A 25,584-nucleotide genomic window follows, 5' to 3' on the forward strand; every position below is an offset into this window, starting at 1 on the left:
CCGCCGTTTTCGAACAAGGCCGCGGCTGCATGCGGACGCGCAGCGGTGCATTATCTCGATCTTCGGCGATGCGAACGCCACCCCGGACCCGCCATGCCCAACTTTCTGCCGAGACTTTGCTGCGTCCTGTTGTTGTCGCTTCACGCCGTCTGCGCATGCGCGGAGGATGGCACGGCCGATACGACGTCACCGCGGCTGTTCCCGGTCTGCCTGACCGTATTCGACACGCGCTGCGGACTGCTCGATCGCAGCGGCAAATGGGCGATCGAACCCCGGTACGGTCAGTTCTTCGCGAGCGACGGCTATTGGGTCGTCACGACACCGGCCGGCCGCGCGGGCCTGCTCGACACGGACGGCCGCTGGCTGATCGAGCCGTCCTTTCGGGACATCGGCCGCTTCCGCGACGGCCTCGCTCCCGCGTCGCAGTTTGCGGATGGTCGTTACGGCTATATCGATCCGAAAGGCAACTGGGTCATCCCGCCGCGTTTCGAAACCGCGGGCGCATTCAGCGAAGGTGTGGCGGCGACGAGCGTGCCGGCCGGCGAGAATTCGCAAGCGACGTACATCGATCCGCACGGGCGGCAGGCCGTGTCGGGCACGTACGCACGAGCCGGCGCGTTTCATTTCGGGGTTGCACAGGTCGATCGCGGGCTCAACGACAGCTATGAGACGGCGCTGATCGATAGAACCGGCCGGCTGATCGTCCCGTGGGGGCACCGCTACGATTTCAGACCGGTGATGCGCGATCGCATTGTCGAATCGGGACCCGCACCGAATGGGCTGATCCTGCGCGACGCTGCCGGCAAGGTGCTGTTCACGGCCGAGAGGAGCAGCGGCGAGCCGTCGGAGGGCCGCGTGTTCTATTCGCAGGACGGCTCGGGCATGGGGCTGCTCGACATCGCGTCCGGCAAGCCGATCGTGCAGCCACGGCCGGATTGGCGCAGTGTCTACGGTGCGTCGACCTTCTCCGACGGGCTCGCGTGGATTTGCACCGCGGGTTGCACGGACCGGCGCCGGCTCGTGCTGGTGGACCGAGACGGCCGGACCGTGTTGCCTGCGGCTCTCTATGAACAGGTGTGGCCGTTCGTGAACGGTGCGGCGCTCGTCAAGTATCCGGGGAAAGCGTGGCAATTGATCGACCGGCAGGGCCGCGCCGTGATGCCGCCGCGCTACGAAGGCATCGTGCAGCCGGCATGGGAATCGAGCGCGCAGACGCCGCGGATTGGCGATATCTGGCGCATCACCGACAACGAATCCGTGCATGATCTGCGCAATAGCGTGTGGATCGATACGCAAGGCCGTCTGCTCGCCCGTGTCGAGACGCTGGATTGCGGCATCCAGGCGGTGCGCGACGGCAAGGGCGACACGATCTGGCCGCGCGACGTCGAGGCCGCCTGCGCGGTTTATCGGCAGGACCACGGCACGTCGGGTGCGGCCGCGGCGCCGGTATCGCCCGACCGGATCGCCGCCGTCAGGCGAGCGCAGGCGCGAGACGCGGGCGACTCGCGGCAGGACGTGATGCAGCGCGAGGCGGGCCGGACCGACGACGGTCCGCTGGCCGCGATGCTGGGCGGCCCGTCAGCGGACCTGTGGCGCGACGCGCGCTGGCAGCACGGCCCGAACCGCGTGCGCGTCGGCGATCTGGCGTCCTTGTCGGTGCCGGCCGGTTTCCGGTATCTGTCCCCGGACGCCGTGCGCAGCCTGCGCGGCCCGCTGATCAAGGCGGGCTGGCTGCCGGCGAACGTCGATCTCGATGCCATGCCTTGTGCGCTGCTGGTGCCGGACAACGCGGTCTGGGCGATGAGCGTGGTGCTTGCGCGCCAGGGACACGTGCCGGTCGATCAGGCGCGACTGGACCCCGAAGTGCTGCGGAAAACGATGGAGGCGCGCAGCACGAAAATCCTGAGTCAGCTTCACGAATCGCGGCCGACCCTGCACCACGTCGAATGGATACGCACGCCGAGATGGGATCCGGCCGCACATCGGCTGGACTGGATTTACAACGACTTCGCGCTGGGCGGTTCGGCCAGCAACACGTACTACCTGACCTCCGTCACGCTGGGGCGTCGCGCGACGGTCGGCATGCAGGTCGTGCTCGGCGGCGCGGGCGCGCAAAGTATCGAACGCGCCGTGCGAGACGACTTCGACGCACTGATCAAGGGCGTGTCGTTCGATGCCGGCGAAACGTATGCCGACACGACGTCGCGCGACGAAATCTCGAAGATTTCACTGGACGAGTATGTGACCGGTCCGCCGACACCCGAGGAAATCGCTGCGCCGGCGAAGTTCGCGCAGGCGGGGGAGCGCGAGTTCTGGCACACGCTATGGGCGCGCATCCTGCCGCTGCTCGGTCTGGCGGCGATCGCGCTGGCCGCGACGCGCAGGCGCGACAAGCGACCGGGCGGGGATCGATCCCGGAAATCGTGACGCTTGCCGGGGCGCCTCCAGACCACTTTTCCACCCCTGCGCCGCGCGTCGCGTGGCCGGTTTTGTCACTAGGTGGGCCGGATATGACAATAAGGATTCGGGGCTTCGGCGTTAGGATGGCTCGCAACGTCGCCCGGATCTGGCCGGTTTTGCCGTATCGAGCCCCGTGGCGCATCTCATTCACCGCCTGATTGGAATACGACCATGAGCTATACCGCCCCCGTCAAGGACATGCTGTTCGTGCTGAAGGAACTGGCCGGCATCGACGCCGTCGCGCAGCTGCCGGGTTTCGAGGATGCCGGGTACGACACCGCGCAGGCGGTGCTCGAAGAGTCCGCGAAATTCTGCGGCGAGGTGCTGGCGCCGCTGAACGTCGAGGGCGACCGCAATCCGAGCAGCTGGAAGGACGGCGTGGTGACCGCGACGCCCGGCTTCCGGGAGGCGTTCCGCCAGTTCGTCGAAGGCGGCTGGCAGGGGCTGCAGCATCCGACCGACTACGACGGCCAGGGGCTGCCGAAGCTGATCGCGACGCCGTGCATCGAGATGCTGAACGCGTCGAACCTGTCGTTCGCGCTGTGTCCGCTGCTGACCGACGGCGCGATCGAGGCGCTGCTGACGGCCGGCACCGACGAGCAGAAGCAGCGCTACGTGCCGAAGCTGATCTCGGGCGAATGGACGGGCACGATGAACCTGACCGAGCCGCAGGCCGGCTCGGACCTGGCGCTGGTGCGCTCGCGCGCGGAGCCGCAGGGCGACGGCACCTACAAGGTGTTCGGCACGAAGATCTTCATCACGTGGGGTGAGCACGACATGGCGGACAACATCGTCCACCTGGTGCTGGCGCGCACGCCGAACGCGCCGGAAGGCGTGAAGGGGATCTCGCTGTTCATCGTGCCGAAGTTCCTGGTCAACGAAGACGGTTCACTCGGCGCGCGCAACGACGTGCACTGCGTGTCGATCGAGCACAAGCTCGGGATCAAGGCGAGCCCGACGGCGGTGCTGCAGTATGGCGATCACGGCGGCGCGGTCGGCTATCTGGTCGGCGAGGAGAATCGCGGGCTCGAATACATGTTCATCATGATGAACGCGGCGCGCTTCGGCGTCGGGATGCAGGGGATCGGCGTGGCCGACCGCGCATACCGGAAGGCGGCCGAATTCGCGAAGGAGCGCGTGCAGAGCCGTCCGGTGGATGGTTCCGCGAAGCAGTCGGTGACGATCATCCATCACCCGGACGTGCGACGCATGCTGGGCACGATGCGTGCGCTGACCGAAGGCGCGCGCGCGCTGGCGTACGTCGCTGCCGCGCACAGCGACATCGCCCACCGCCATTCGGACGAGGCGACGCGGGCGCGTCATCAGGCAATCTACGAGTATCTGGTGCCGGTCGTGAAGGGCTGGAGCACGGAGATGGTGAACGATGTGGCAAGTCTCGGCGTGCAGGTGCACGGCGGGATGGGCTTCATCGAGGAAACGGGCGCGGCGCAGTACTATCGCGATGCGCGGATCCTGGCGATCTACGAAGGGACGACGGCGATCCAGGCGAACGACCTGGTGGGTCGCAAGACGCTGCGCGACGGCGGGGCCGTGGCGAACGCGCTGATCGCGGAGATCGGCGACACGGTGGCGGCGCTCGCCAAGGTGGACGGTGCCGCGGCCGCGGCGATGAAGGCGCGGCTGGAGCAGGGGGCGCAGGCGCTGTCGTCGGTGGTGGCGTACGTGGTGGCGAACGCGAAGCAGGATCCGAACGCGGTGTTCGCGGGCAGCGTGCCGTACCTGAAGCTCGCGGGCGTGGTGCTGTGCGGCTGGCAGATGGGGCGTGCGCTGGTGGCGGCGGCCGCGCAGCGGGCGAACGATCCGGCGTTCTTCGATGCGAAGATCGCGATCGCGCACTGCTACGCGGAGCACGTGCTCGTGCAGGCGGGCGCGCTGGCCGCGTCGGTGCTCGGCGCGAAGGGCGGCGAGGGCGTGCTCGCGTTGACGGAAGACCAGTTCTGACCGATACGGTCGGATGCAGGAGGAGACAGGATTTTGACCACACAGGACTTGATTGCGCAGTTTGGCCCGCGCGAATCGATGGAATACGACGTTGTGATCGTCGGCGGCGGCCCGGCCGGGCTGTCGGCCGCGATCCGGCTCAAGCAGCTGGCCGCCGAGAAAGGCGCCGAGATCGGCGTATGCGTGCTCGAGAAGGGCTCCGAGATCGGCGCGCACATCCTGTCGGGCGCGGTGATGGACCCGCGCGCGATCACCGAGCTGTTCCCCGACTGGAAGGAACGCGGCGCGCCTCTGGACGTCGAGGTGACGGAAGACCGCTTCCTGTTCCTGTCCGAGAAAAGCGCGGTCACCACGCCGAACTGGGCGCTGCCGGACAACTTCAAGAATCACGGCAACTACGTGATTTCGCTCGGCAACGTCACGCGCTGGCTGGGCCAGCAGGCCGAGGCGCTGGGCGTCGAGATCTTCCCCGGCTTTCCGGCCGCGGAAATTCTCTATAACGACGACGGCTCGGTGAAGGGCGTCGCCACCGGCAACATGGGCGTGGGCAAGGACGGCGAGCCGACCGAGAACTTCCAGCTCGGCATGGAACTGCACGCGAAGTACACGCTGTTCGCCGAAGGCTGCCGCGGCCATCTCGGCCGCCAGCTGATCTCGAAGTTCAAGCTCGACGCGAACGCCGATCCGCAGGCTTACGGGATCGGCATCAAGGAACTGTGGGAAATCGATCCGGCCAAGCACAAGCCGGGCCTCGTGATCCACACGGCCGGCTGGCCGCTGAAGTCCGATACCTACGGCGGCTCGTTCCTGTATCACATGGACAACAACCAGGTCGTGGTCGGCTTCGTGGTCGGCCTCGGCTATACGAACCCGTACCTGTCGCCGTTCGAGGAGTTCCAGCGCTACAAGACGCATCCGTCGATCCGCGCGTTCCTCGAAGGCGGCAAGCGCGTGTCGTACGGTGCGCGCGCGATCACCGCGGGCGGCCTGCTGTCGCTGCCGAAGACGGTGTTCCCGGGCGGCGCGCTGATCGGCGACGACGCGGGCTTCCTGAACGCGTCGCGGATCAAGGGCAGCCATGCGGCGATCAAGACCGGCATGCTGGCCGCGGACGCCGCGTTCGACGCGGTGCAGGCCGGCCGGCAGTCGGACGAACTGAACGCCTACCCGGACGCGTTCAAGCAGTCGTGGCTGTACACGGAGCTGTACCGCGCGCGCAACTTCAAGCAGTGGATGGCCAAGGGCCTGTACCTCGGCACGCTGATGGTCGGCATCGAGCAGAAGGTGATGGGCGGCAACGTGCCGTGGACGCTGCACCACAAGCATGCGGACCACGAGATGCTGAAGCCGGCGTCGCAGTGCGAGCCGATCGTGTATCCGAAGCCGGACGGCAAGCTGACGTTCGATCGCCTCTCGTCGGTGTTCATCTCGAACACGAACCACGAGGAGAACCAGCCGGCGCACCTGACGCTGAAGGATGCGAGCGTGCCGGTGAACGTGAACCTGCGCACCTACGCGGGGCCGGAGGCGCGGTTCTGCCCGGCGGCCGTGTACGAGTTCGTGAAGAACGACGACGGCAGCGACCGTCTGGTGATCAACGCGCAGAACTGCGTGCACTGCAAGACCTGCGACATCAAGGACCCGACGCAGAACATCGTGTGGGTCACGCCGGAAGGCGGCGGCGGGCCGAATTACCCGAACATGTAACGCATCAACGCGCCCGCCCATGCGGGCGCGAACGAACCGGAGTGAGACGATGAACAATGCAGCGAAGGAAGTCGTGGTGGTGAGCGGTGTGCGTACCGCGATCGGCGATTTCGGCGGAAGCCTGAAGGATTTCTCGCCGACCGATCTCGGTGCGAAGGTCGTGCGCGAAGTGCTGTCGCGTGCGAACGTGTCGGGCGATGCGGTCGGGCACGTCGTGTTCGGCCATGTCGTGAACACCGAGCCGAAGGACATGTATCTCGCGCGCGTCGCGGCGATCAACGGTGGCGTCGCGCAGCACACGCCGGCGCTGACCGTGAACCGCCTGTGCGGCTCGGGCCTGCAGGCGATCGTATCGGCCGCGCAGACGATCCTGCTCGGCGACGCCGACGTCGCGATCGGCGGCGGCGCGGAAAGCATGACCCGCGCGCCGTACAGCGTGCCGGCCGCGCGCTTCGGCCAGCGCATGGGCGATGCGAAGCTCGTCGACATGATGCTCGGCGCGCTGCACGATCCGTTCCAGACGATTCACATGGGCGTGACGGCCGAGAACGTCGCCGCGAAGTACGGAATCTCGCGCGACGCGCAGGATGCGCTCGCGCTCGAATCGCACCGCCGCGCGGCGCGTGCGATCGCCGAAGGACGCTTCAAGGATCAGATCCTGCCGATCGCGATCCGCACGAAGAAGGGCGAGGTCGCGTTCGATACCGACGAGCACGTGCGCCTGGAAGCCAGCGCGGACGATTTCACGAAGCTGAAACCCGTGTTCGTGAAGGAGAACGGCACGGTCACGGCCGGCAACGCCTCGGGCATCAACGACGCGGCCGCGGCCGTGCTGATGATGAGCGCGGATGCCGCGCGTGCGCAGGGCGTGAAGCCGCTCGCGCGCCTCGTGTCGTATGCGCATGCGGGCGTCGATCCGGCCTATATGGGCATCGGTCCGGTGCCGGCGACGCAGAAGGCGCTCGAACGCGCGGGGCTGAAGGTTGCCGATCTCGACGTGATCGAGGCGAACGAAGCGTTTGCCGCGCAGGCCTGCGCGGTGACGCAGGAACTCGGCCTCGATCCGGCGAAGGTCAACCCGAACGGCTCGGGCATTTCGCTCGGCCACCCGATCGGCGCGACCGGCGCATTGATCACGGTCAAGGCGCTCTACGAACTGAAGCGCATCGGCGGACGTTACGCGCTCGTGACGATGTGTATCGGCGGCGGCCAGGGGATTGCGGCGATCTTCGAAAACCTTCAATAATCGAACGCTCAGTCTTCGAACTCATACAGGAATCGTCATGGCCATCGAAACCGTCGGCGTCGTGGGCGCCGGAACCATGGGCAACGGCATTGCGCAGACCGCCGCCGTTGCAGGACTCAACGTCGTGATGATCGACGTCAGCGACGCAGCGCTCGACAAGGGGCTCGCGACGCTGAAGGGCAGCCTCGAGCGGCTCGTGTCGAAGGACAAGCTCGACGCCGCGACGCGCGACGCCGCGCTCGCGCGCATCACGACCTCGACCGACTACGCAAAGCTGGGCGCGGTCGACATCGTGATCGAAGCCGCGACCGAGAACGTCGAGCTGAAAGGTCGCATCCTGAAGCAGATCGAGGCCGTCGCGCGGCCCGACGCGATCATCGCGACCAACACGTCGTCGATCTCGATCACCGCGCTCGCGGCGCTGCTCGCCGACCCGTCGCGCTTCGTCGGCATGCACTTCTTCAATCCGGTGCCGCTGATGCCGCTCGTCGAGATCATCCGCGGGCTGCAGACGAGCGATGCGACGGCCTCGTCGGTGCGCGCGCTGACCGAGCGCTTCGACAAGTCGCCGATCGGCGTGCGCAATTCGCCGGGCTTCGTCGTGAACCGGATTCTCGTGCCGATGATCAACGAAGCGTTCTTCGTGCTGGCCGAGGGGATCGCGTCAGCCGAGGAGATCGACGCGGGGATGAAGCTCGGCGCGAACCATCCGATCGGGCCGCTCGCGCTCGCGGATCTGGTCGGGCTCGACGTGTGTCTCGCGGTGATGGACGTGTTCCTGAAGGACTTCGGGGATCCGAAGTATCGTGCGTGCCCGTTGCTGCGCGAGATGGTGTCGGCGGGACGGCTCGGCCGGAAGACGGGGCGCGGGGTGTATGACTACGCTTGACGCTTGACGTTTGACGCGGGAAGTTTGGTTCGAGCGGGCCGGCGCCGGTAACCGGGCGCCGGCCCGTTCGTGCTTTCGGGCATGAGGGCCGCGCGCGCTGCGCCTACGTGTCGAACCCCGGCACCTCTCGCGGCAACACCCGCTTGAACATCGCAAGCATCTGCCGCGCCGCCTTCGGCGGCAACGTAATCGCGTGGCGCACCGCTGCCGCGATCTGCACCATCATCAGCTCGGCAAACGCGGTTCGCTGCGTGCGCGGCACGTCGGGGGCGACCCGTCCGAGCGCATCCGCGAACAACGCCGTCAGAAACGCACCGTCGTCGCGATCGAGCGCCTGCAGCGCGCGATCGGCCTGCGTGGCGCGCCAGATGTCGCGCATCAGCGGCTCGTCGACGAACATCCGGTAGTAGCTGTCGGTGATGCGGCACAGCGTGTCGTGCAGGTCGTCGATCGCATGCATCCGGTCGAGGTCGCGCCTCACGCATGCGTGCCCGATCTCGTTGTAGCGCTCCGCGAGCGTGCCGATCACCGCCGCCTTGTCCGGGAAGTACTGGTACAGCGAGCCGAACGAGATGCCGGTCCGCTCGACGATGTCGCTCATCCGGAACGCATCGCAGCCTTTCTCGATCATCACCTCCGACGCGCACGCGAGGATGCGCTCGTAGCGTTCGCGACTGCGTTGCTGGGTCGGGACGAGACGTGCGCGGGCCGGCGCGGTCGCTTCCGCGGCCGGATCGTCGGCGTCCTGCCCTGATTTCTGTCGCGCCATGCGGCCTCCGGAAAAACTTGACGTTCCAAATGCGAGAGTCTATCGTGTTTTCAAATGCGAGACGTTCTCGCATTTTTACGGCAAGGGGACGCATATGTCGGCACTTCCGGTTGTCATCGTCGGCGGGTCGGGCAAAACGGGCGCACGAGTCGACGCGCGCCTGCGCGCACGCGGCATCGCCACCCGACCCGTTTCGCGCACGTCGTCCGTCCGGTTCGACTGGACGGCGCCCGAGACCTGGCCGGCCGCGCTCGAACGCGCGTCCTGCGCGTACGTGACCTTCCAGCCCGACCTCGCGGTGCGCGGCGCGCCGGAAGCGATCGCCGCGTTCGCGCGGCTCGCGCGGGAAAGCGGCATCGAGCGCGTGGTATTGCTGTCGGGCCGCGGCGAACCGGGTGCGCAGGCCGCCCAGGCCGCGCTGCAGGCGTCGGGCGTGGGGTGGGGCGTCGTGCGGGCGAGCTGGTTCAACCAGAATTTCTCGGAAGGCTATCTGCTCGACAGCGTGCTGGCCGGCGAGGTCGCGTTGCCGGCCGGCGCGGTGCGCGAGCCGTTCGTCGATGCAGACGACATCGCCGACGTCGCCGTGGCGGCCCTTACCGACGCACGGTTCGCGAACCGCATGATCGAAGTCACGGGGCCGCGCGCGCTGACGTTCGCCGAGGCCGTCGACGAGATCGCGCGCGCGGCGGGCCGGCCGGTCCGCTACCGCGAGATTTCGTCCGCGGCGTTCGTTGCCGGCTTGCGCGAAGCCGGTGTGCCGGGCCCGGTCGTCGCGCTGCTCGGCGAACTGTTCGACGTGGTCCTCGACGGTCGCAACAGCGCCGTCGCGGACGGGGTCCGCGCCACGCTCGGGCGGCCGGCTCGCGACTTCGCCGACTATGCGCGCGCGACGGTCGCGACCGGCGTGTGGCGCGCATGACGATGATCGCGCTCGCGACTTCCGTGCTGCTATGGGGCTCGGCCATCGGCTGCGGCTTGATGGCCGGCGTCTATTTCGCGTTCTCGACGTTCGTGATGACGTCGCTCGGGCGAATCGCGCCGGCGGCCGGCGTGGCCGCGATGAACGCGATCAACGTCGAGATCGTGCGCTCGCCGTTCATGCCGCTTTTCCTGGGCACGACGCTGTCGGCGCTTGCGTTGGCCGTGATCGCGCTGGTCGGCCGGGCGCAGCCGGGGGCAGTCGCGATCGTCGCCGGCGCGGCGCTGTACGTGGGCGGCATGTTCGCGGTGACGATGGCCGTCAACGTGCCGCTCAACGACGCGCTCGCGTCAGTCGATCCGGCGACGACGCAGGGAGCGGCGCTATGGTCGCGCTATCTGCACGACTGGACGAGATGGAATCACGTCCGCACGGTGGCTTCGGCGGCGGCGTGCGTGCTTTTCATCGTCGCGATTGCGGTGCGCTGACGATCTGCGATTCGCACGCCTGTTTGGGCAGGCGACCTTTTCGACCGCGCTCATGCGCGCCATTCCGTTTTTCGTCGCGGCCCGCCACCCCTACGCATAAAACGCCGACGGCGACATGCCGAAATGCCGCTTGAACATCGCGGAGAACGCGCTCTGGCTGCTATAGCCGTGATCCATCGCGACGGTCAGCACCTTCTCGCCATGCGCGAGGCGCTTGAGCGCGAGCAGCAGCCGCGCCTGCTCGCGCCAGCGGCGGAAGCTGAGTCCCGTCTCGCGCTGGAACGCGCGATGCAGCGTGCGGACCGACAGGCCGAGCAGGTCGGCCCATTCGGCGATCGTGCGCATGTCGTCGGGTGCGGCGACGAGCGTGTCGCAGATCGTCCGCAGCCGCGCATCGTGCGGCCAAGGCAGATAGAGCGGCAGCAGCGGCGCAACCGTCACCTCGGCGAGCAGCAGGTGCATCAGGTGATCGTGGCGCGAGCCGGGCGCGTAGTCGAGCGGCACGTCGACCGCGGCAAGGATCAGCTCGCGCAGCAGCGGATGCACTTCGACGACGCAGCTTCGCGCCGGCAGGTGCTCGATCGCGCCCGGCTCGACGAACACGGTGCGCATCTGCACGTCGCCGCTCATCTGCACGGTGTGGTCGAGGCCCGCTTCGAGCCAGACGCCGCGCGTCGGCGGCACGACCCAGGACGCGCCTTCGGACTGCACGTGCATCACGCCCTCGATCGCATACAGCAGCTGCGCGCGGCGATGACGATGCGGCGCGATCGACGTGCCGTGCGCATACGTCGCCGCCATCGCCGAGACCGGCATCGGCGTCGATTCGTAGCGCAGGTGCGCGCCGGGCGGCGTGGACTCGATTGTCCGATTCGCGACAGGTCGTGGCATTTTGGCGTGAGACAGGCAGTTGGGCGGACGGGCACGATGGCGTTCCGATTCACGCCAGGGGCCTGTCACGATATTAATCGGTCGAACGCCATGAACAAGTCCTCTTTTCTGTTTCCCTTCTGCGCGATCGCGCTGTGGGCCGGCAACGTCGTCGTGTCGAAGCTGTCGGCCACGACGATCGATCCGTCGGCCATCACGTTCTATCGGCTGCTGCTCGCCGTTGCGCTGATGAGCGTCTTCACGCTGCGCGGCGCATGGCGCAATCGCGCCCAACTCGCCGCGCATCTGCCGAAGCTGGCGGTGCTCGGTTTTCTCGCGATGGCGCTGTTCCAGAGCCTGTCGTACGAAGCTGCCAAAACCACCACCGCGACCAATATGGCGATCATCACCGCGCTCGTCCCGCTGCTGACGATGGCGCTCAGCTCGCTGCTGCTCGGCGATCCGCCGGGCGTGGGGATGGTGGCCGGCGGGATGCTGTCGCTCGCGGGCGTCGTCTACCTGATCAGCGGCGGGCATCCGCTGACGATCGCCGCGCGCGGCGTGCAGCCCGGCGACCTGCTGATGCTGGCCGCGTCGGGTGCCTACGCGCTGTACGGCGTATTGCTGAAGCGCTGGCACATGGGTGCGCTGCCGGCGTGGCAGTCGACCTATGTGCAGGCGATCGTTGCGCTCGCATGCATGGTGCCGATGCTGCTGCGGCTGCCCGCGCCGGCGGTGTGGCCGACGCGCGCCAGCGTGCCGCTGATTCTCTACGCGGGCGTGCTGGCGTCGGTGGTGCTGCCGTATCTGTGGATGCAGGGCGTGAAGCTGCTCGGCCCGAGCCGTTGCGCGATGTACATGAACCTGTTGCCGGTGATGACGGCCGGCATCGCGATCGTACTGCTCGGCGAATCGCTGAAGCCGTATCACGTGATCGGCGGCGGCGTCGCGCTCGTCGGCGTGGTCATCGCGCAGCGGTTTCCGGTGCGGGCCAGTGCGCCGCAAGGAGCCGGCCGATGAGCGCCGATCGCGACTGCTGCGAGCCGCTTCCGCCGTCCGGCACGCGCGTGCCGGGCCTCGTGCATCAGCTCGAGCGGATCGCGGCCGCGCTCGAAGCGATGACGGGCGCCGCACAGCCGGCGGCGGTCGATTTCGATGCGGCCGTCGCGTTCCGCTGGCGCGGTTTCGACCGTACGCATCGCGCGGCGCCGCTCGAACCGGTCGTGTCGCCGTCGCTGATCGCGTTCGACGCATTGCGCAACGTCGGCCGGCAGGCGGCGATCGTCGAACGCAACACGCGGCAGTTCGTGCGCGGCTGCGCGGCCAATCATGTGCTGCTGACGGGCGCGCGCGGCACCGGCAAGTCGTCGATCGTGAAGGCCTGTCTGCATGCGTTCGCGGCCGACGGGCTGCGGCTGATCGAAGTCAGCAAGGAAGGGCTGAACGATCTGCCGGCGATCGTCGAGCTGGTGCGCGCGCGGCCCGAGCGCTACATCGTGTTCTGCGACGACCTGTCGTTCGAGGCGGGCGAAACCGGCTACAAGGGGCTGAAGACGGTGCTCGACGGCTCGGTCGCGAGCGACCTGTCGAACGTGCTGGTGTACGCGACGTCCAATCGCCGGCATCTGCTGCCCGAGCATGCGAGCGACAACGCGGACGTGTCGCGCGCGGCGAACGGCGAGCTGCATCCGGGCGATGCGGTCGAGGAGCGGATCTCGCTGTCCGAGCGCTTCGGGATCTGGGTGACGTTCTACGGCTTCACGCAGGACGAGTATCTGGCCGTCGTCGCGAGCCGGCTCGACGCGGCCGGTTTCGACGCCGCGCAGATTCGCGCGGCGCGCGAGCCCGCGCTGCAGTGGGCGCTCGAACGCGGTGCGCGGTCCGGGCGGATCGCCGCGCAGTTCGCGCGCGATTACGCGGGGTGGCTCGCGGACGAAGCCGGCGCGCCCGCGCCGGCACGGCGCACCGGATGAGCGCGGCGCGGCGGCTGCGGCATCGGTGCGGCCGCGCGCGCTACTACGTCGACGTGCCGGTGGGTGCGGTCGTGTCGTGGCGCGCGTCGGCGATTTCGTCGGGATTCGCCTGACGCAGCGTCGCGATCCATTTGTCGCCGTTCCGATGCAGCTTCCATACGAAATACGGGCGGGCGTCCGCCTCGTCAGGCGCGGGCTGCGGTTGCTGCCTGCGCGGCGGCCGGTGCGCGCCGCTGCCGCCGTCGCCCTTGCCGCTGCTGCGTAGCGGCCCGATGCCCATCGCGATCATCACGGTCCCCATGATCACCATCAGCAAGCCGAATACGAGCGATCGCTTCCACTCGCCGTCCATCACTTCCTCGTTGCGGCGCGCGATGCCGGGAAACGTCTCCGAGACGCGCAGCCCGTCGATTTCCGCGTTGTCGCAGTAGACCACGGTCAGCGCCGCGCGTTGCCCGTCGATAACCGACATCGGCGTATCGTGCGCGTAGGTCGGTGCATTGTCGGGTTGCCACTGCGTGTCGTAGGTGCGACCGGCGCCATAGCGGAACCGCGCGTCGACTTCCCAGTAGTAGTGCTGCTTGCCGGAGCGCAACGTCAGTCCGCACCGCTCGATCGTGGCCGGTACGTGCGGCCACGCGTTCGCGCGCAGCAGGATCGCCGAATCGACCACCGCGCCGGCGCCGGCCACGGCGAATATCAGGCCGAGCACACCGAGGAAGACCATGCGCAGGACGGTGAAGAGCGTTTTCATGGGGCACACGAAGGGCGCGACCGGCGCGCGGTAGCGCCAAGCGTATCACCGTGAGCGCGCCCGGCGATACGCCGATGCTGCGCGTCGTCAGTAAGCGCCGTCGTCCGTGCGCCGATCGGTCACGATCGCCACCCCCGAACTCGTGCCGAGCCGCGTCGCGCCGGCCTCCAGCATCGCGAGCGCGGTCGCGCGGTCGCGTACGCCGCCGGACGCCTTCACGCCCATCTCCGGCCCGACCGCGCGGCGCATCAGTGCGACGTCGGCGAGCGTCGCGCCGCCGTGGCCGAAGCCGGTCGACGTCTTCACGAACGCGACGCCGAGCGCGCGGCACATCTCGCAGACGCGCACCTTCTCGTCGTCGGTCAGCAGGCCGGTCTCGAGTATTACCTTGAGCGGCACCGCGCCGCAGGCCCGATGCACGGCTTCGATATCGGCCTTCACGTCGTCGGCGCGGCCGCTCTTCAGCGCGCCGAGATTGATCACCATGTCGATCTCGCGCGCGCCGGCGGCGATCGCGGCCGTGGCCTCGAACGCCTTCGCGGCGGACAGCCCCGCGCCGAGCGGAAAGCCGACGACCGCGCAGACGCGCACGCCGGTATCGGCCAGCTCGCGCGCGGCGAGCGGCACGTTCGCCGAATTCACGCAGACCGAATAGAAGCGATGCTCGGCCGCCTGGCGGCAGAGTTCGCGGATCTGCGCGTCGCTCGCGTCGGGCGCGAGCAGCGTGTGATCGATGGTTTGGGCGAGTTGGGCGTTGGAAAGCGACATGTTTCAGGACTCCACGGGGCGCGTGCCGAACCGGCACACGGAAAGTTGATGTTTTCACATCGGTTTGTTACAAATACGACATTCCGGCCAGGCCCGCGCGCCCGGCACGACGAGCGACGGGCAAGCAGGATACAGGCATGGAAACGAAGAAGGGCGAACGGATCAAGACGCTGATGAACGTGCTGCAAGGGCAGAACGCGATTCATCTGAGGGAAGTCGCCGAGCTGTTCGGCGTGTCCGAAATGACGATCCGCCGCGATCTCGCCGACAACCCGCACGGCCTGAGCCTGATCGGCGGCTATGTGACGCGCCATTTCGCCGCGCAGCGCAGCGACATCGGCGAATACCTGATCAGCGCCGAGAACAACCGGCAGACGGAAGAGAAGCGCCGGATCGGCAAGCTCGCCGCGCAGTTCGTGAAGACGGGCGACACGATCTTCGTCGATTGCGGCTCGACCACGCCGTTCATCGTCGACTTCATTCCGGACGATCTCGAATTCACGGCCGTCTGCAATTCGCTGAACGTGTTCGCGAAGCTGCAGCAGAAGCCGCATTGCAGCGTGATCCTGTGCGGCGGCGTGTATCACCGCAAGAACATGGTGTTCGAGTCGGTCGCCGAGACGGGCATCCTCGACACGGTGCGCGTGTCGAAGGCGTTCATCTCGGCGGCTGGCGTCAGCGACCGCTGCGGCGTGACCTGCTTCAACTTCCACGAGGTCGACGCGAAGAAGAAGGTGATGCAGCGCGCGCAGAACCGCTTCCTGCTGGTCGACCACACGAAGTTCGACGAAGTGCGCGCGGCCTATTTCGCCGATCTGACCGACTTCAACTACGTGATTTCCGACGGGCAGCTGAGCCGCCGCTATGAAACCGCGATCCGCGACCACGGGATCGCGCTCGTGACCTGACGGCGGGCGGCGCGGTGCGTCACGCATCGCGCGGCACCTGCAGCGCGCGCGCTTCGTCCGCGTCCAGATAGCCGGTGACAACCTCGAAGCGGCGCGTCGCGCCGGGCGCGAGCGCGGCCACGTGACCCTTGCGGCGTTCCGCCAGATAGCCTTCCGGTTCGCAGGTCGACGGCAGTGCGAATGCGGCGACCTGCTGGTCCGCGTTGTGCAGGATCCAGCGTGTCGCATGCGGAAACTGCTCCGGCCGGTATGCGGTATGGAATGCACCGCCGTCCGGATGCGCGAGCAGGAAGTGCGCAAATCCATCCGCATCCGCTTGCGCGCCGTTCATGAAGAACACGATCTCGGGGTCGTACAGCGCAGGTGCGTCGAGCGTGTCGAGCCGTTCGGGCTCGCGCGCGAGCGTCGCCGTGTAGTCGCGCCATGCGGCGGTCGGCTTCACGTGCGCGGGCACGCTGTCGCGCAGGCGCAGCCCGCCGGGCGGCAGCGGTTGCACGAAGCAGCCGCCTGGCACGTACGCGTAGTTCAGGTGCGCCATGTACATCAGGTCCATCGGCGCGCCGCCGAGGTTGGTCACGTCCATCGCGATCGTCATTTGCGCGTCGTGCGCCGCGAGCCGCACCGACGGACGCGCGACATAGTGGCTGCCGAAACCCTGCACGTATTCGTATTCGCCCGTCACCTCGACCGTCGCGCCGTGCGCGTCCGCGCCGACGACCAGGCTCGCGCGGTCCATCGGCGCGCACGGCATCTCGCCGTGCAGCGCATGCGTGTCGTCCGGCCCCGGGCAGCCGTTGCGCAGCAGCCCGCTGTGGAACATGAAGCAGCCGTACGTATCGATGATCGATGCGGTGCGCTTCGGCTGCCGGAACATGTGCTTCATCGTCAGGTCGCGGCCGTCGAACGCGGCCGCCCAGATCATCTGGCCGAGATACGGCAGCACGACGAGGTGGCCGCGCCGGTTCTCGAGCTTGAGCGCCTCGACGCCGGACGCGTACGCGAACGCGGTGACGGCAAGGCCGTCGGTGCGGTACAGCAGGCGCGGCGTCTCGCGGAAATCGTCGCGCCGCAGTTCGATCTCGCCTCGCATCGTCAGGCTCCCGACGTGTTGCGCGCGTCGACGTAGCGCGCCTGCTCGCCGGCTTCGGGTGTCGCGGCCGGCAGGTGGCGCAGGCAGTAGAAGCCGTAATAGACGATCACGACGAAGCAGGCGAGCGGCACGATGAACGCGAGCTGCATGTTGCCGCCGGTGTGATCGGAGATCAGCCCCTGGATCAGCGGCACGACCGCGCCGCCGACGATGCTCATCACGAGGATCGAGCCGCCGTATTCGGTGTCCTTGCCGAGGCCGTCGATCGTCAGGCCGTAGATGGTCGGCCAGCACGGGCCGAGGAACACGCTCACGCATACGGCCGCATGGACGGCCGTGATGTTGTGCACGCCGATCGTGTAGGCGAGCAGCGCGATGCACAGGACGCCGTAGACGATCAGCACCTTGGCGGGACCGACGCGCTTCATCACGAGCGTCGCGATCAGCTTGCCGACGAAGAACGCGAAGAAGGTCGCGAGCAGGTAGTGCGACGCGCCGCGCTCGGTGAGGCCGCCGATCTGCATCGCCAGTCGGATCGTGAAGCTCCACACGCCGACCTGCGCGCCGACGTACAGGAACTGCGCGAGCACGCCCGCGACGAAGCGCCGGTTGCCGAGCAGGCGCGCGAGCGTGCCGCGCGCGTCGATGCGGTGCGTGGCGGCGCCCGTGCCGTTGCCCTTGCAGGCCGGGTAGGGCGTCAGCGCGAACACGACGAACACGGCCGCGAGCACGACGATCAGCCATTTGTACGGCTCGAGCGTCGCCTGGATCATCGCGAGCTGGTGCACGTGCGCGTCGGCCGCCGACATTGCCGCGAGCTGCGCATGCGACGCATCGCCTTCCTTGAAGATCAGGAAGCTGCCCATGTAGACGCCGGCCATCGCGCCGAACGGGTAGAACGTCTGCGAGATGTTCAGGCGGCGCGTGCTGGTGTCGCGCGGGCCCATCAGCGTCGAATACGAGTTCGCGGCCGTCTCCAGGAACGACAGGCCCGCGGCGATCACGAACAGCGCGACGAGGAACATCCCGTACCTGGCCATCGACGCGGCCGGGAAGAACAGCAGGCAGCCGATCGTGTAGAACAGCAGGCCGACGAGGATCGTCGTCTTGTAGCTGAATTTCCGGACGACGGTCGCGGCCGGAATCGCGAGGAAGAAGTAGCCGAGATAGAACGCGGACTGCACGAACGCCGATTCGAAATCGGACAGGAAAAACGACTTCTTGAACTGCGCGATCAGCACGTCGTTCAAATTCGCGGCGGTGCCCCACAGTGCGAACAGGCAGCACAGCAGCGTGAACGCGAACAGCGGCGTGCGGTTCAGGTAATAGCCGTCGGGCGTGTGTTCGATCCTGGCTCGGCTCATCAGTGTCTCCTTCCGAAGGGGTCTCGTCGATGGACGGCGCCGCTCACAGGCCGGCGTCGCGCAGGAAGTGTTCGAACGTCGCGGCGTCGGCATACGACTTCTGCGTGCCGAGGCCCGTGACGGAATGTGCGGCGTACGCGGATGCGTAGCGCATCGCGTCCACCGCGTCGTGCGAAGCTGCATAGCAGCGCGCGAAGCAGCCGATGTAGGCGTCGCCGGCGCCGGTCGTGTCGCGCGCGTCGACCCGCACGCCGGGCACGCGACGCACGCCTTCGCGCGACACGAGCAGCGAGCCCTGGTCGCCGAGCGTGACGATCACGTGCTTCAGCCCGCGCGCGACGAGCGATTCGGCCGCGCGCGCCGCGGTGTCCGGCGAATCGACGGGCATGCCCGACACGATCGCGAGCTCGGTTTCGTTCGGCACGAAGAATTCGACGGAGCGGATCCGTTCGAAATCGAGATCGGCGACCGCGGGCGCCGGGTTCAGCAGGACCGGAATGCGATGACGCGCGCCGAATTCGATCGCGTGGTAGACGGTGTCGAGTTCGATCTCGAGTTGCAGGACGATCAGCGCGCACTCGACGAGCTTCGGCGCGGCGGCGTCGATGTCGGCCGGCGTCAGGTGGCGGTTCGCGCCCTTGACGATCAGGATGCTGTTGCTCGAATCCGGCTCGACGAAGATCGGCGCGACGCCGCTCGGCACGCCCGCGACCTTGCGTACGTGCGCAGTGTCGATGCCTTCGCGCTCGAAGTTGCGGATCGTGTTGTCGGCGAACACGTCGTCGCCGACTTTGGTGACCATCACGACGCGCGCGCCGAGGCGCGCGGCCGCGACGGCCTGGTTCGCCCCCTTGCCGCCGCAGCCGAGCTCGAAATTCGGTGCTTCCAGCGTTTCTCCGCGCGCGGGCATGCGCGTGACATAGGTCACGAGGTCGACCATGTTGCTGCCGATGACGGCGATTGTCTCCATCTGCGTCTCTCTTCGTTGGAATGAGGCGCGACGCGTTCGTGATCGGTGGGCGCGCGCCGAGTGATAATAAAATCACAATAAATGTGATAATGCAATCTTATGATGTTAGAGGGGTTACTGGTGTGGGTGCGGGGGAGTCGCGGGGCGTGGTTGGTCGGTTCGTAGAGATAGGAGAGGAATAGTTGTCCGATGTCGTATGTATTAGGGAGATTAGAACTGGAGTGTTATGAGGAAAAACGGCTGAAAGCTTGCCTTTACGTCGCCGCAGTCATATGATGACAGATCATATGCGCCGCCCAATCGCCGCGCCGATTGCGCGGCCTTCCCTGTTCATCTGCCGTATCGAACCGTCCGCTCCGCCGCATCGAGAATCCGTTCGTGAAAATCGCCGCCATCGAAGTCATTCGCCTGTCGCTCGCATTCGATGCGGGCCGCCGCCCCGCCGGCAACGCCGAGCCGGCTGCCGTCGATACCTACAACGCCGCCGACCGCACGCTGCGCCGCATGGAGTCGCTGCTCGTCAGGCTGACCGACGACGCCGGGCGCGTCGGCTGGGGCGAGGCGTTCGGCCATCTCGTCAATCCGGTCACGTTCGCCGCGCTCGAAGGGCCGGTCGGACGCTGGTTCCGCGGCGTCGAATTCGAGCCGACGCGCGACGGCATTGCCGCGTTGCGCGATGCGGCCGACCGCGCGCTGCATGCGTTCGGGCGAACCGGCCCGGTGCTGTATGCGCTGTCGGCGATCGATACGGCGCTGCACGACCTCGCCGCGCAGCACGCGGGCATGCCGCTGTACCGCTGGCTCGGCGGCGCGCGCGACGAGATCGACGTGTACGCGAGCCTCGTCAGCTACGACAACGCACCCGACGAAGTCGCGCGCCACGTGCGGCGCGCGTGGGACGAAGGGTTCCGGCGGATCAAGCTGCACGAGACGGCGCGCGATGCGATCGCTGCGGCGCGCGCAGCGTTGCCCGCCGACGGCGAATTGATGGTCGACGTGAACTGCCCGTGGACCGCGAGCGAGGCCGCGCGCCGCGTCGGCCACCTCGCCGATCTGCAGCTCGGCTGGATCGAGGAACCGGTCTGGCCGTGCGACGACGCCGGCGGCATCGCGCGCGTGCGCGGCGCCGGCGTGCCGGTCGCGGCGGGCGAGAACGCGTCGGGCGTCGCGGGTTTTCGCGACCTGTTCGAGCACGACGCGATCGACGTCGCGCAGCCGAGTATCGCGAAGATCGGCGGACCGACCGGCATGCGCGACGTGATCGCACTCGCCGCGCGTCACGGCGTGCGCGTCGTGCCGCACTGCTTCTATTACGGCGCGGGCCTGCTGGCGACCGCGCATGTCGTTGCGACGCTGCCGGCCGATGTCGCGCTCGAGATTCCGTATCTCGACTGGCCCGAACCGCTGCATCCGGCGCAGCGGCCGGGCGCCCGGCTGCGGCTGCCGGATGCGCCGGGGCTCGGGTTCGCGCCCGACGAAGCGGTGCTGGCGCGCAACACGATCGCGCGAGCGACGATCGACTAGCGTGCTGCCCGCGCGCGCGCCGGTTCGACGCGGCAGCGTGCCGCGCGTACCGGAACGGCGCGGGGGCGGCGTGGAGGTTCGGTCGCGGCTGCCGGGCATGCGCGGCGGCCGCGACGCATCAGGCGGGACGGCGCTGCGGCGCGCGTGCCGGTCGACAGGAAGGAGACAAGATGAAAACGCGTTACCGCTGGTGGATCGGCGCGCTGCTGTTCGGCGCCGGCATGCTCAACTATCTCGATCGCGCGGCGCTGTCCGTCGTCGCGCCGATCATCAAGCGCGACCTCGGGATCGACGACGCGCAGATGGGCATCCTGTTCAGCAGTTTCTTCATCGGCTACTGCGTATTCTGTTTCGTCGGCGGCTGGGCCGCGGACCGGTTCGGGCCGCGCCGCGTGTTCGCATGTGCGGCCGGCGTGTGGTCGCTGTTTTGCGGCGCGACCGCGCTGGCCGGTTCGTTCGCGCATCTGCTCGTCGTGCGCGTCGCGTTCGGGATCGGCGAAGGGCCGATGGGCACGACGACGAACAAGGCGATCTCGAACTGGTTTCCGCGCCGGGAAGCCGGCCGCGCGGTCGGCTGGACCAACGCGGGGCAACCGCTCGGCGCGGCGATCGCGGCGCCGATCGTCGGGCTCGTCGCGCTGCAGTTTGGTTGGCGCGTGTCGTTCGTCGTGATCGCCGCGCTCGGTTTCGTGTGGCTCGCCGCGTGGTGGGCGCTGTTCCGCGACGACCCGGCCACCCATCCGCGCGTGTCGCCCGACGAGGCGCGCGAGATCGCCGCCGATCGCGCGGCCGAGGTCGCGCCCGACCTGCAGGCGGACGGCCGCGAAGCACGCCCGCTGCTGCACTATCTGCTGTCGCGGCCGGTGCTCGGCGTCGCGCTCGCGTTCTTCAGCTTCAACTACGTGCTGTACTTCTTCCTGTCGTGGCTGCCGAGCTATCTGACCGACTACCAGCATCTGAATATCAAGCAGATGAGCGTCGTCGGCATCCTGCCGTGGCTGGGCGCGACGGTCGGCTTCGTCGCTGGCGGCACCGTGTCGGACCGGATCTACCGACGCACCGGCGACGTGCTGTTCGCGCGCAAGATCGTGATCGTCGTCGGGCTCGGCGTCGCGGCCGCGTGCGTACTGCTCGCGTCGCAGGTGAGTTCGCTCGGTGTGGCGGTCGCGCTGATCGCAATCGCGAGCCTGTTCGCATTCATGGCGCCGCAGGCCTGCTGGTCGCTGCTGCAGGAGATCGTGCCGCGCGAACGCGTCGGCGCGGCGGGCGGCTTCGTGCACCTGCTCGCGAATCTCGCGGGCATCCTGTCGCCGAGCCTGACCGGGTGGCTCGTCCAGTACGGCGGCGGCTATGCGAGCGCGTTCGTGCTGGCAGGCGCGTCGGCGCTCGCCGGTGCGGTGATCCTCACGGTCGCGGTGCGTTCGCGCGCGGTCGCCCAGATGCGCGGGGCGGTCTGACAGGCAGCGGCATCGCGCCGACGTTCATGCGTAAGCGAGAATCAACGCGTCGAGATTGCGCTGTGCGATCGGCGTGAGCGGCGCGAATTCGGTCGACCGGAACAGCGGCGACTGCGCGCGCAGCCGTTCGAGCGCCTGCTTTCGGCCGGCGCGAAACGCCGGCGACGGTGCGTCGGGGTCCTGCGCCCATTCCCGTGCGATCGCGCGGTCGTATTCGCGAAGCCGGTCGGGCGCGGCCGCGAGGATCGCGAGATCGGCGTCGAGAAACAGCCGGCCCGCGCGCAGTCGCTCGGGATCGGCCGCGAACGTGTCGGGCAGGCGATGGGATTTCGTTGCCAGCACCAGCGCATGCGCGATCGACAGATGCGATTCGTGCGCGTGCAGCCACGCTTCGGAACACAGTTCGGCGGTGACGGAGGCGAGCCATTGCGCGCTGCGTGCCTCATTGTCCGCATAGTCGGGCAGTGTCGTCGCATAGACGATGTCGTGCGCCCACACCGCGAGTTCGATCGCCGGCCACAGCGGCTCCGTGCGATAGGGCGCGAGATGCGCGAACAGCTCGGCCAGGTGTGCGAGCGTATGGTAGAAGCGCTGCGGTTCGCCGTACGCGCGCTCGACGAGCGGCCAGACGGCGGGCGTGCCGAAGCACGCGTCGCAGGAAGTGCGCAAGGCGCGGGCGAGGTCCGAAGCGGAATCGTGCATGGGGCGGCATGTCGCGGACGGGCGAGGGGAGCAGGATAGCAAACCGTCGCCCGTCGCCGCTTTCCGTTTGCGGATTGCCGATTGCCGCCTTCGCGGCGAACGCGGCCGGCGCATGCGGTTTGCGCGACCGAATCCCGCCCGACATCACCGATATTCGCCGCGCGCCGCTCGCCGCGTGCAAAGCGCGGACCGCGCCGCGCGGCATTCGCTCAACGACGGAACGGCAGCTCGACGTCGTCGGGAATCGGACACACATACGGCCGGCCGCCGCGCCGTTCGAGCAGTTCGGCCTTCGCGCGCGCCAGCGTATCCGGCGACCCGAGCAGGTCGATCGCGGTCGCCGCCATCGTCTTTGCCGCGAGCATCATCCCCTTGTGCGCGAGCGCGGTCTTGCCCTGCGCGACCCACTGCCACGAATGCGGCGGCGTGCCGAACGCGTAGCAGCTCGTATGGCACTGCGCGGTCGGCGTGACCCAGCTCACGTCGCCGACGTCGGTCGAACCGCAGATCGGGCGACCCTTGCCCGGCTCGTACGGATCGATGCCGTCGAACAGCGCCTTCGGATCGCGCCATGCCTGGTTCAGCGAGCGCGACGACGTTTCGATGTCCTGCGCGCTGAGCGTCTGGCGCTGATAGGCATCGGCGAGCGCGGCGTCTTCCGCATCGAAGCCGGCCGAGCCGAGCGCCCGCAGATGGCCGTACATCACCTGGTTCAGCACGGCGTTTTCCAGCAGGTTCGAGCACGCCTTGTCGAACACGATCTCGACCTGGCAGTCGGTCATCAGCGCGGCGCCGCGCGCGACGTTCTTCACGCGCTCGAACAGGTCCGCCGCCTGGTCGTTGCGCGGCGCGCGCACCAGATACAGCACCTCCGCATTCGCCTGCACGACGTTCGGCGACAGGCCGCCGGTATGCGTCACCGCGTAATGCACGCGCGCTTCGGGCAGCATGTGTTCGCGCAGGTAGTTGACGCCGACGTTCATCAGCTCGACCGCATCGAGCGCGCTGCGGCCGAGATGCGGCGACGCGGCCGCATGCGACGCGGTGCCGGTGAAACGGAAATAGGCCTGGATGTTCGCAAGCGAGCCGGCCGGGAAGATGCCGGTGTACACGTGCGGGTGCCACGACAGCGCCGCGTCGAGATCGTCGAACACGCCGGCGCGCGCCATGAAGGTCTTGCCCGATCCGCCTTCCTCGGCCGGGCAGCCGTAGAAGCGCACGGTGCCGGGCTGGCCCGTGCGTTCGAGATGCGTCTTTACGGCGGCCGCCGCGAGGTGCGCGGCCGTGCCGAGCAGGTGATGGCCGCAGCCGTGGCCGTTGCCGTTCGCGATTTCGCTCGACGGGCGGCAGGTAAACGCGCCGGCTTCCTGGCTGAGGCCCGACAGCGCGTCGTATTCGCCGAGGATGCCGATCACGGGGCCGCCGTTGCCGGCTTCGGCGACGAACGCGGTCGGGATGTCCGCGACGCCGCGCGTGACGCGAAAGCCCGCGGCTTCCAGCATCCGGACATGCAGGTCGGTCGACGCGAATTCCTCGTAGCGCAGTTCGGCGAGATTCCAGATCTGGTCGGACAGCGCGGTGAACTGCGCGCGCTGGCTGTCGATGAAATCGAGGGCGAGTGAAGTCATGAAGTTCTCCTGAAGGAAGCGGATGCGGTCAGAATTTCTGCCGCAGGCCAAGGGCGAAGACGGTACTGCTCATGCCGGGTGCGGTGAGCGGGGCGGAGCCGAACGACAGGGCCGACTGCCCGGTATTCCGGAAGCCGCCGACCCGCACGTACACGCCGGTGAGTTTCGAGAACTGGTAGTCGTAGCCGAGCAGCGCGCCGAGCGCGTGGCTGGCCTGGCCGGCGATCGTGCGATACGCGACGTCGGCCCGCAGCGCGTGGGGGCCGCGCTGCCAGATCGCGCCGGCCGAATAGACCTGCGCGACGAGCGTGCCGGGCGCGGTGGGCCGCATCAGCGTGTATGCGAACGACGCGAGCGTCGGGCCGAACGCATACGACGCGCTGGCCATCACCGAGTCGGTGCGCGGGCCGTCGGGCGCGCCGCCCGGCGTCGACGACGTCGCGGCCCAGATCGCGTTGTACGCGCCGCTCAGCATCAGCGGGCCGCGCGCGAAGTTCGCGACCGCGCCCGCATTGCTCGCGATCGGGCTCGCGCCGGCCGCGTTGCGAAACGCGTAGAGCACGGTGACGTCGAGCCCGCCGTAGGTCGGCGTCTTGTAGCTGATCGCGTTCTCGATGCGTCCGGGCAGCGATGCGGCGCCGCGCCCGAGGTCGCCGCCGACGATCGCGGTGCTCGCGAACGGCGACAACTGCCCGACGAGGTAGAACGGGTCGGCCGCTTCGGGCACGATCGCCGGATACTGCTTGCCGAGCTTGATCGTCCCCCAGCGCTCGGAGCCGAGCGCGACATTGGCTTCGCGGTTGTAGAGCGAGGTCGCGCTCTGCGGCCGGCCGGACATCAGGTCGAAGCCGCTCTCGAGACGAAAGCTCGCGCGCAGGCCACCGCCGAGATCCTCGCTGCCGATGAAGCCGAAGCGCGACGTCGATGCGCCGCCGCTCATCAGGGCGGCGCTCGTCTGGCTGCCGATGCGCGCGTATTGCAGGAAGCTGTCGAGCGCGCCGTAGATCTGCAGATTCGCGCGGGTCGGCGCGGCCCACAGGCAGGTTGCCGCGCAGCATGCGGCCGTCAGGGTTGAATTGCGCAAGTTCATGTCGTGGTGTTCGGGTTCATCGGCGTGCGAAGCGCAGGCGTGCAGC

The 25,584-nt window shown here is 68.2% G+C and carries 22 protein-coding genes; 12 read left to right on the plus strand and 10 right to left on the minus strand.

Annotation, left to right across the window (positions count from 1 at the left end; translation table 11 throughout):
- The first annotated feature begins 93 nt into the window (after window positions 1–93).
- From WS57_RS14970 to WS57_RS14990, 5 genes are all read left to right on the plus strand, one after another.
- Entirely contained in the window at window positions 94–2,427 is a 2,334-nt protein-coding gene (locus tag WS57_RS14970; protein ID WP_069244476.1) for a DUF2167 domain-containing protein, read from the plus strand.
- A 204-nt stretch (window positions 2,428–2,631) separates the two neighbouring features.
- Window positions 2,632–4,422: an acyl-CoA dehydrogenase gene (locus WS57_RS14975; RefSeq protein ID WP_009692038.1), complete on the plus strand. Its 1,791-nt coding sequence runs from the start codon at window positions 2,632–2,634 to the stop codon at window positions 4,420–4,422.
- Window positions 4,423–4,455: 33 nt separating this feature from the next.
- Window positions 4,456–6,129, plus strand: coding sequence for an electron transfer flavoprotein-ubiquinone oxidoreductase (locus tag WS57_RS14980; RefSeq protein WP_069244477.1), 1,674 nt, complete (start codon window positions 4,456–4,458; stop codon window positions 6,127–6,129).
- 49 nt (window positions 6,130–6,178) lie between these two features.
- The gene (gene bktB / locus WS57_RS14985) at window positions 6,179–7,375 is read left to right on the plus strand and encodes a beta-ketothiolase BktB (protein WP_069244478.1); all 1,197 of its coding nucleotides are present in this window, start codon (window positions 6,179–6,181) and stop codon (window positions 7,373–7,375) included.
- Window positions 7,376–7,412: 37 nt separating this feature from the next.
- A complete protein-coding gene (locus WS57_RS14990) occupies window positions 7,413–8,264 on the plus strand; it encodes a 3-hydroxybutyryl-CoA dehydrogenase (protein ID WP_038455602.1) in 852 nt (283 codons plus the stop codon).
- Between the two features lie 103 nt (window positions 8,265–8,367).
- On the opposite strand, the gene WS57_RS14995 is transcribed toward WS57_RS14990, so the two are convergent.
- Complete coding sequence (locus WS57_RS14995; RefSeq protein ID WP_009687655.1) at window positions 8,368–9,033, minus strand: TetR family transcriptional regulator; 666 nt, start codon at window positions 9,031–9,033, stop codon at window positions 8,368–8,370.
- A 94-nt stretch (window positions 9,034–9,127) separates the two neighbouring features.
- Between WS57_RS14995 and WS57_RS15000 the strand changes: the two genes are divergently transcribed.
- Window positions 9,128–9,952 (plus strand): NmrA family transcriptional regulator, encoded by an 825-nt coding sequence (locus WS57_RS15000; protein ID WP_069244479.1) that lies wholly within the window; start codon window positions 9,128–9,130, stop codon window positions 9,950–9,952.
- A 2-nt stretch (window positions 9,953–9,954) separates the two neighbouring features.
- The gene (locus WS57_RS15005) at window positions 9,955–10,440 is read left to right on the plus strand and encodes a DUF1772 domain-containing protein (RefSeq protein ID WP_069245423.1); all 486 of its coding nucleotides are present in this window, start codon (window positions 9,955–9,957) and stop codon (window positions 10,438–10,440) included.
- Window positions 10,441–10,530: 90 nt separating this feature from the next.
- Here the strand turns inward: WS57_RS15005 and WS57_RS15010 are convergent, their stop codons facing one another.
- Window positions 10,531–11,331, minus strand: a complete 801-nt coding sequence (locus WS57_RS15010; RefSeq protein ID WP_009687659.1) for an AraC family transcriptional regulator — start codon at window positions 11,329–11,331, stop codon at window positions 10,531–10,533.
- Window positions 11,332–11,421: 90 nt separating this feature from the next.
- On the opposite strand from WS57_RS15010, the gene WS57_RS15015 reads away from it, so the two are divergent.
- Together WS57_RS15015 and WS57_RS15020 are read left to right on the plus strand one after the other, a co-directional pair.
- The gene (locus WS57_RS15015) at window positions 11,422–12,330 is read left to right on the plus strand and encodes a DMT family transporter (RefSeq protein ID WP_059606074.1); all 909 of its coding nucleotides are present in this window, start codon (window positions 11,422–11,424) and stop codon (window positions 12,328–12,330) included.
- Window positions 12,327–13,283 (plus strand): ATP-binding protein, encoded by a 957-nt coding sequence (locus WS57_RS15020; RefSeq protein WP_081337627.1) that lies wholly within the window; start codon window positions 12,327–12,329, stop codon window positions 13,281–13,283. Before WS57_RS15015 ends, WS57_RS15020 begins: the two co-directional genes overlap by 4 nt.
- A 43-nt stretch (window positions 13,284–13,326) precedes the next feature.
- Here the strand turns inward: WS57_RS15020 and WS57_RS15025 are convergent, their stop codons facing one another.
- Both WS57_RS15025 and deoC read right to left on the minus strand, forming a co-directional pair.
- The gene (locus WS57_RS15025; RefSeq protein ID WP_059606076.1) at window positions 13,327–14,037 is read right to left on the minus strand and encodes a DUF3592 domain-containing protein; all 711 of its coding nucleotides are present in this window, start codon (window positions 14,035–14,037) and stop codon (window positions 13,327–13,329) included.
- Window positions 14,038–14,124: 87 nt separating this feature from the next.
- Entirely contained in the window at window positions 14,125–14,805 is a 681-nt protein-coding gene (gene deoC / locus WS57_RS15030; protein WP_059513527.1) for a deoxyribose-phosphate aldolase, read from the minus strand.
- Window positions 14,806–14,942: 137 nt separating this feature from the next.
- Here deoC and deoR point away from each other — a divergent pair, with 137 nt between their 5' ends.
- Window positions 14,943–15,713, plus strand: coding sequence for a DNA-binding transcriptional repressor DeoR (deoR, locus tag WS57_RS15035; RefSeq protein WP_038455618.1), 771 nt, complete (start codon window positions 14,943–14,945; stop codon window positions 15,711–15,713).
- A gap of 19 nt (window positions 15,714–15,732) precedes the next feature.
- On the opposite strand, the gene WS57_RS15040 is transcribed toward deoR, so the two are convergent.
- Genes WS57_RS15040 through rbsK form a run of 3 tightly spaced genes read right to left on the minus strand, consistent with a single transcriptional unit; the run spans window position 15,733 to window position 19,137 of the window.
- Window positions 15,733–16,803 (minus strand): aldose 1-epimerase family protein, encoded by a 1,071-nt coding sequence (locus WS57_RS15040; protein ID WP_069244480.1) that lies wholly within the window; start codon window positions 16,801–16,803, stop codon window positions 15,733–15,735.
- Between the two features lie 2 nt (window positions 16,804–16,805).
- Window positions 16,806–18,167: an L-fucose:H+ symporter permease gene (gene fucP / locus WS57_RS15045; protein ID WP_069244481.1), complete on the minus strand. Its 1,362-nt coding sequence runs from the start codon at window positions 18,165–18,167 to the stop codon at window positions 16,806–16,808.
- A 43-nt stretch (window positions 18,168–18,210) separates the two neighbouring features.
- Window positions 18,211–19,137: a ribokinase gene (gene rbsK / locus WS57_RS15050; RefSeq protein ID WP_069244482.1), complete on the minus strand. Its 927-nt coding sequence runs from the start codon at window positions 19,135–19,137 to the stop codon at window positions 18,211–18,213.
- 378 nt (window positions 19,138–19,515) lie between these two features.
- Between rbsK and WS57_RS15055 the strand changes: the two genes are divergently transcribed.
- Window positions 19,516–20,661 carry a mandelate racemase/muconate lactonizing enzyme family protein gene (locus WS57_RS15055; protein WP_069245425.1) on the plus strand — a complete coding sequence of 382 codons (1,146 nt, stop codon included), beginning with the start codon at window positions 19,516–19,518 and terminating at the stop codon, window positions 20,659–20,661.
- Window positions 20,662–20,831: 170 nt separating this feature from the next.
- Entirely contained in the window at window positions 20,832–22,118 is a 1,287-nt protein-coding gene (locus WS57_RS15060) for an MFS transporter (RefSeq protein WP_069244483.1), read from the plus strand.
- A gap of 24 nt (window positions 22,119–22,142) precedes the next feature.
- Here WS57_RS15060 and WS57_RS15065 read toward each other — a convergent pair whose 3' ends face one another.
- From WS57_RS15065 to WS57_RS15075, 3 genes are all read right to left on the minus strand, one after another.
- Window positions 22,143–22,820, minus strand: coding sequence for a hypothetical protein (locus WS57_RS15065; protein WP_069244484.1), 678 nt, complete (start codon window positions 22,818–22,820; stop codon window positions 22,143–22,145).
- 209 nt (window positions 22,821–23,029) lie between these two features.
- The gene (locus tag WS57_RS15070; protein ID WP_059513516.1) at window positions 23,030–24,448 is read right to left on the minus strand and encodes a M20 family metallopeptidase; all 1,419 of its coding nucleotides are present in this window, start codon (window positions 24,446–24,448) and stop codon (window positions 23,030–23,032) included.
- A 28-nt stretch (window positions 24,449–24,476) separates the two neighbouring features.
- The gene (locus WS57_RS15075; protein WP_167361730.1) at window positions 24,477–25,532 is read right to left on the minus strand and encodes a porin; all 1,056 of its coding nucleotides are present in this window, start codon (window positions 25,530–25,532) and stop codon (window positions 24,477–24,479) included.
- Between the last annotated feature and the right edge of the window lie 52 nt (window positions 25,533–25,584).

This window comes from Burkholderia pseudomultivorans, from assembly GCF_001718415.1.
Classification (GTDB): domain Bacteria; phylum Pseudomonadota; class Gammaproteobacteria; order Burkholderiales; family Burkholderiaceae; genus Burkholderia; species Burkholderia pseudomultivorans_A.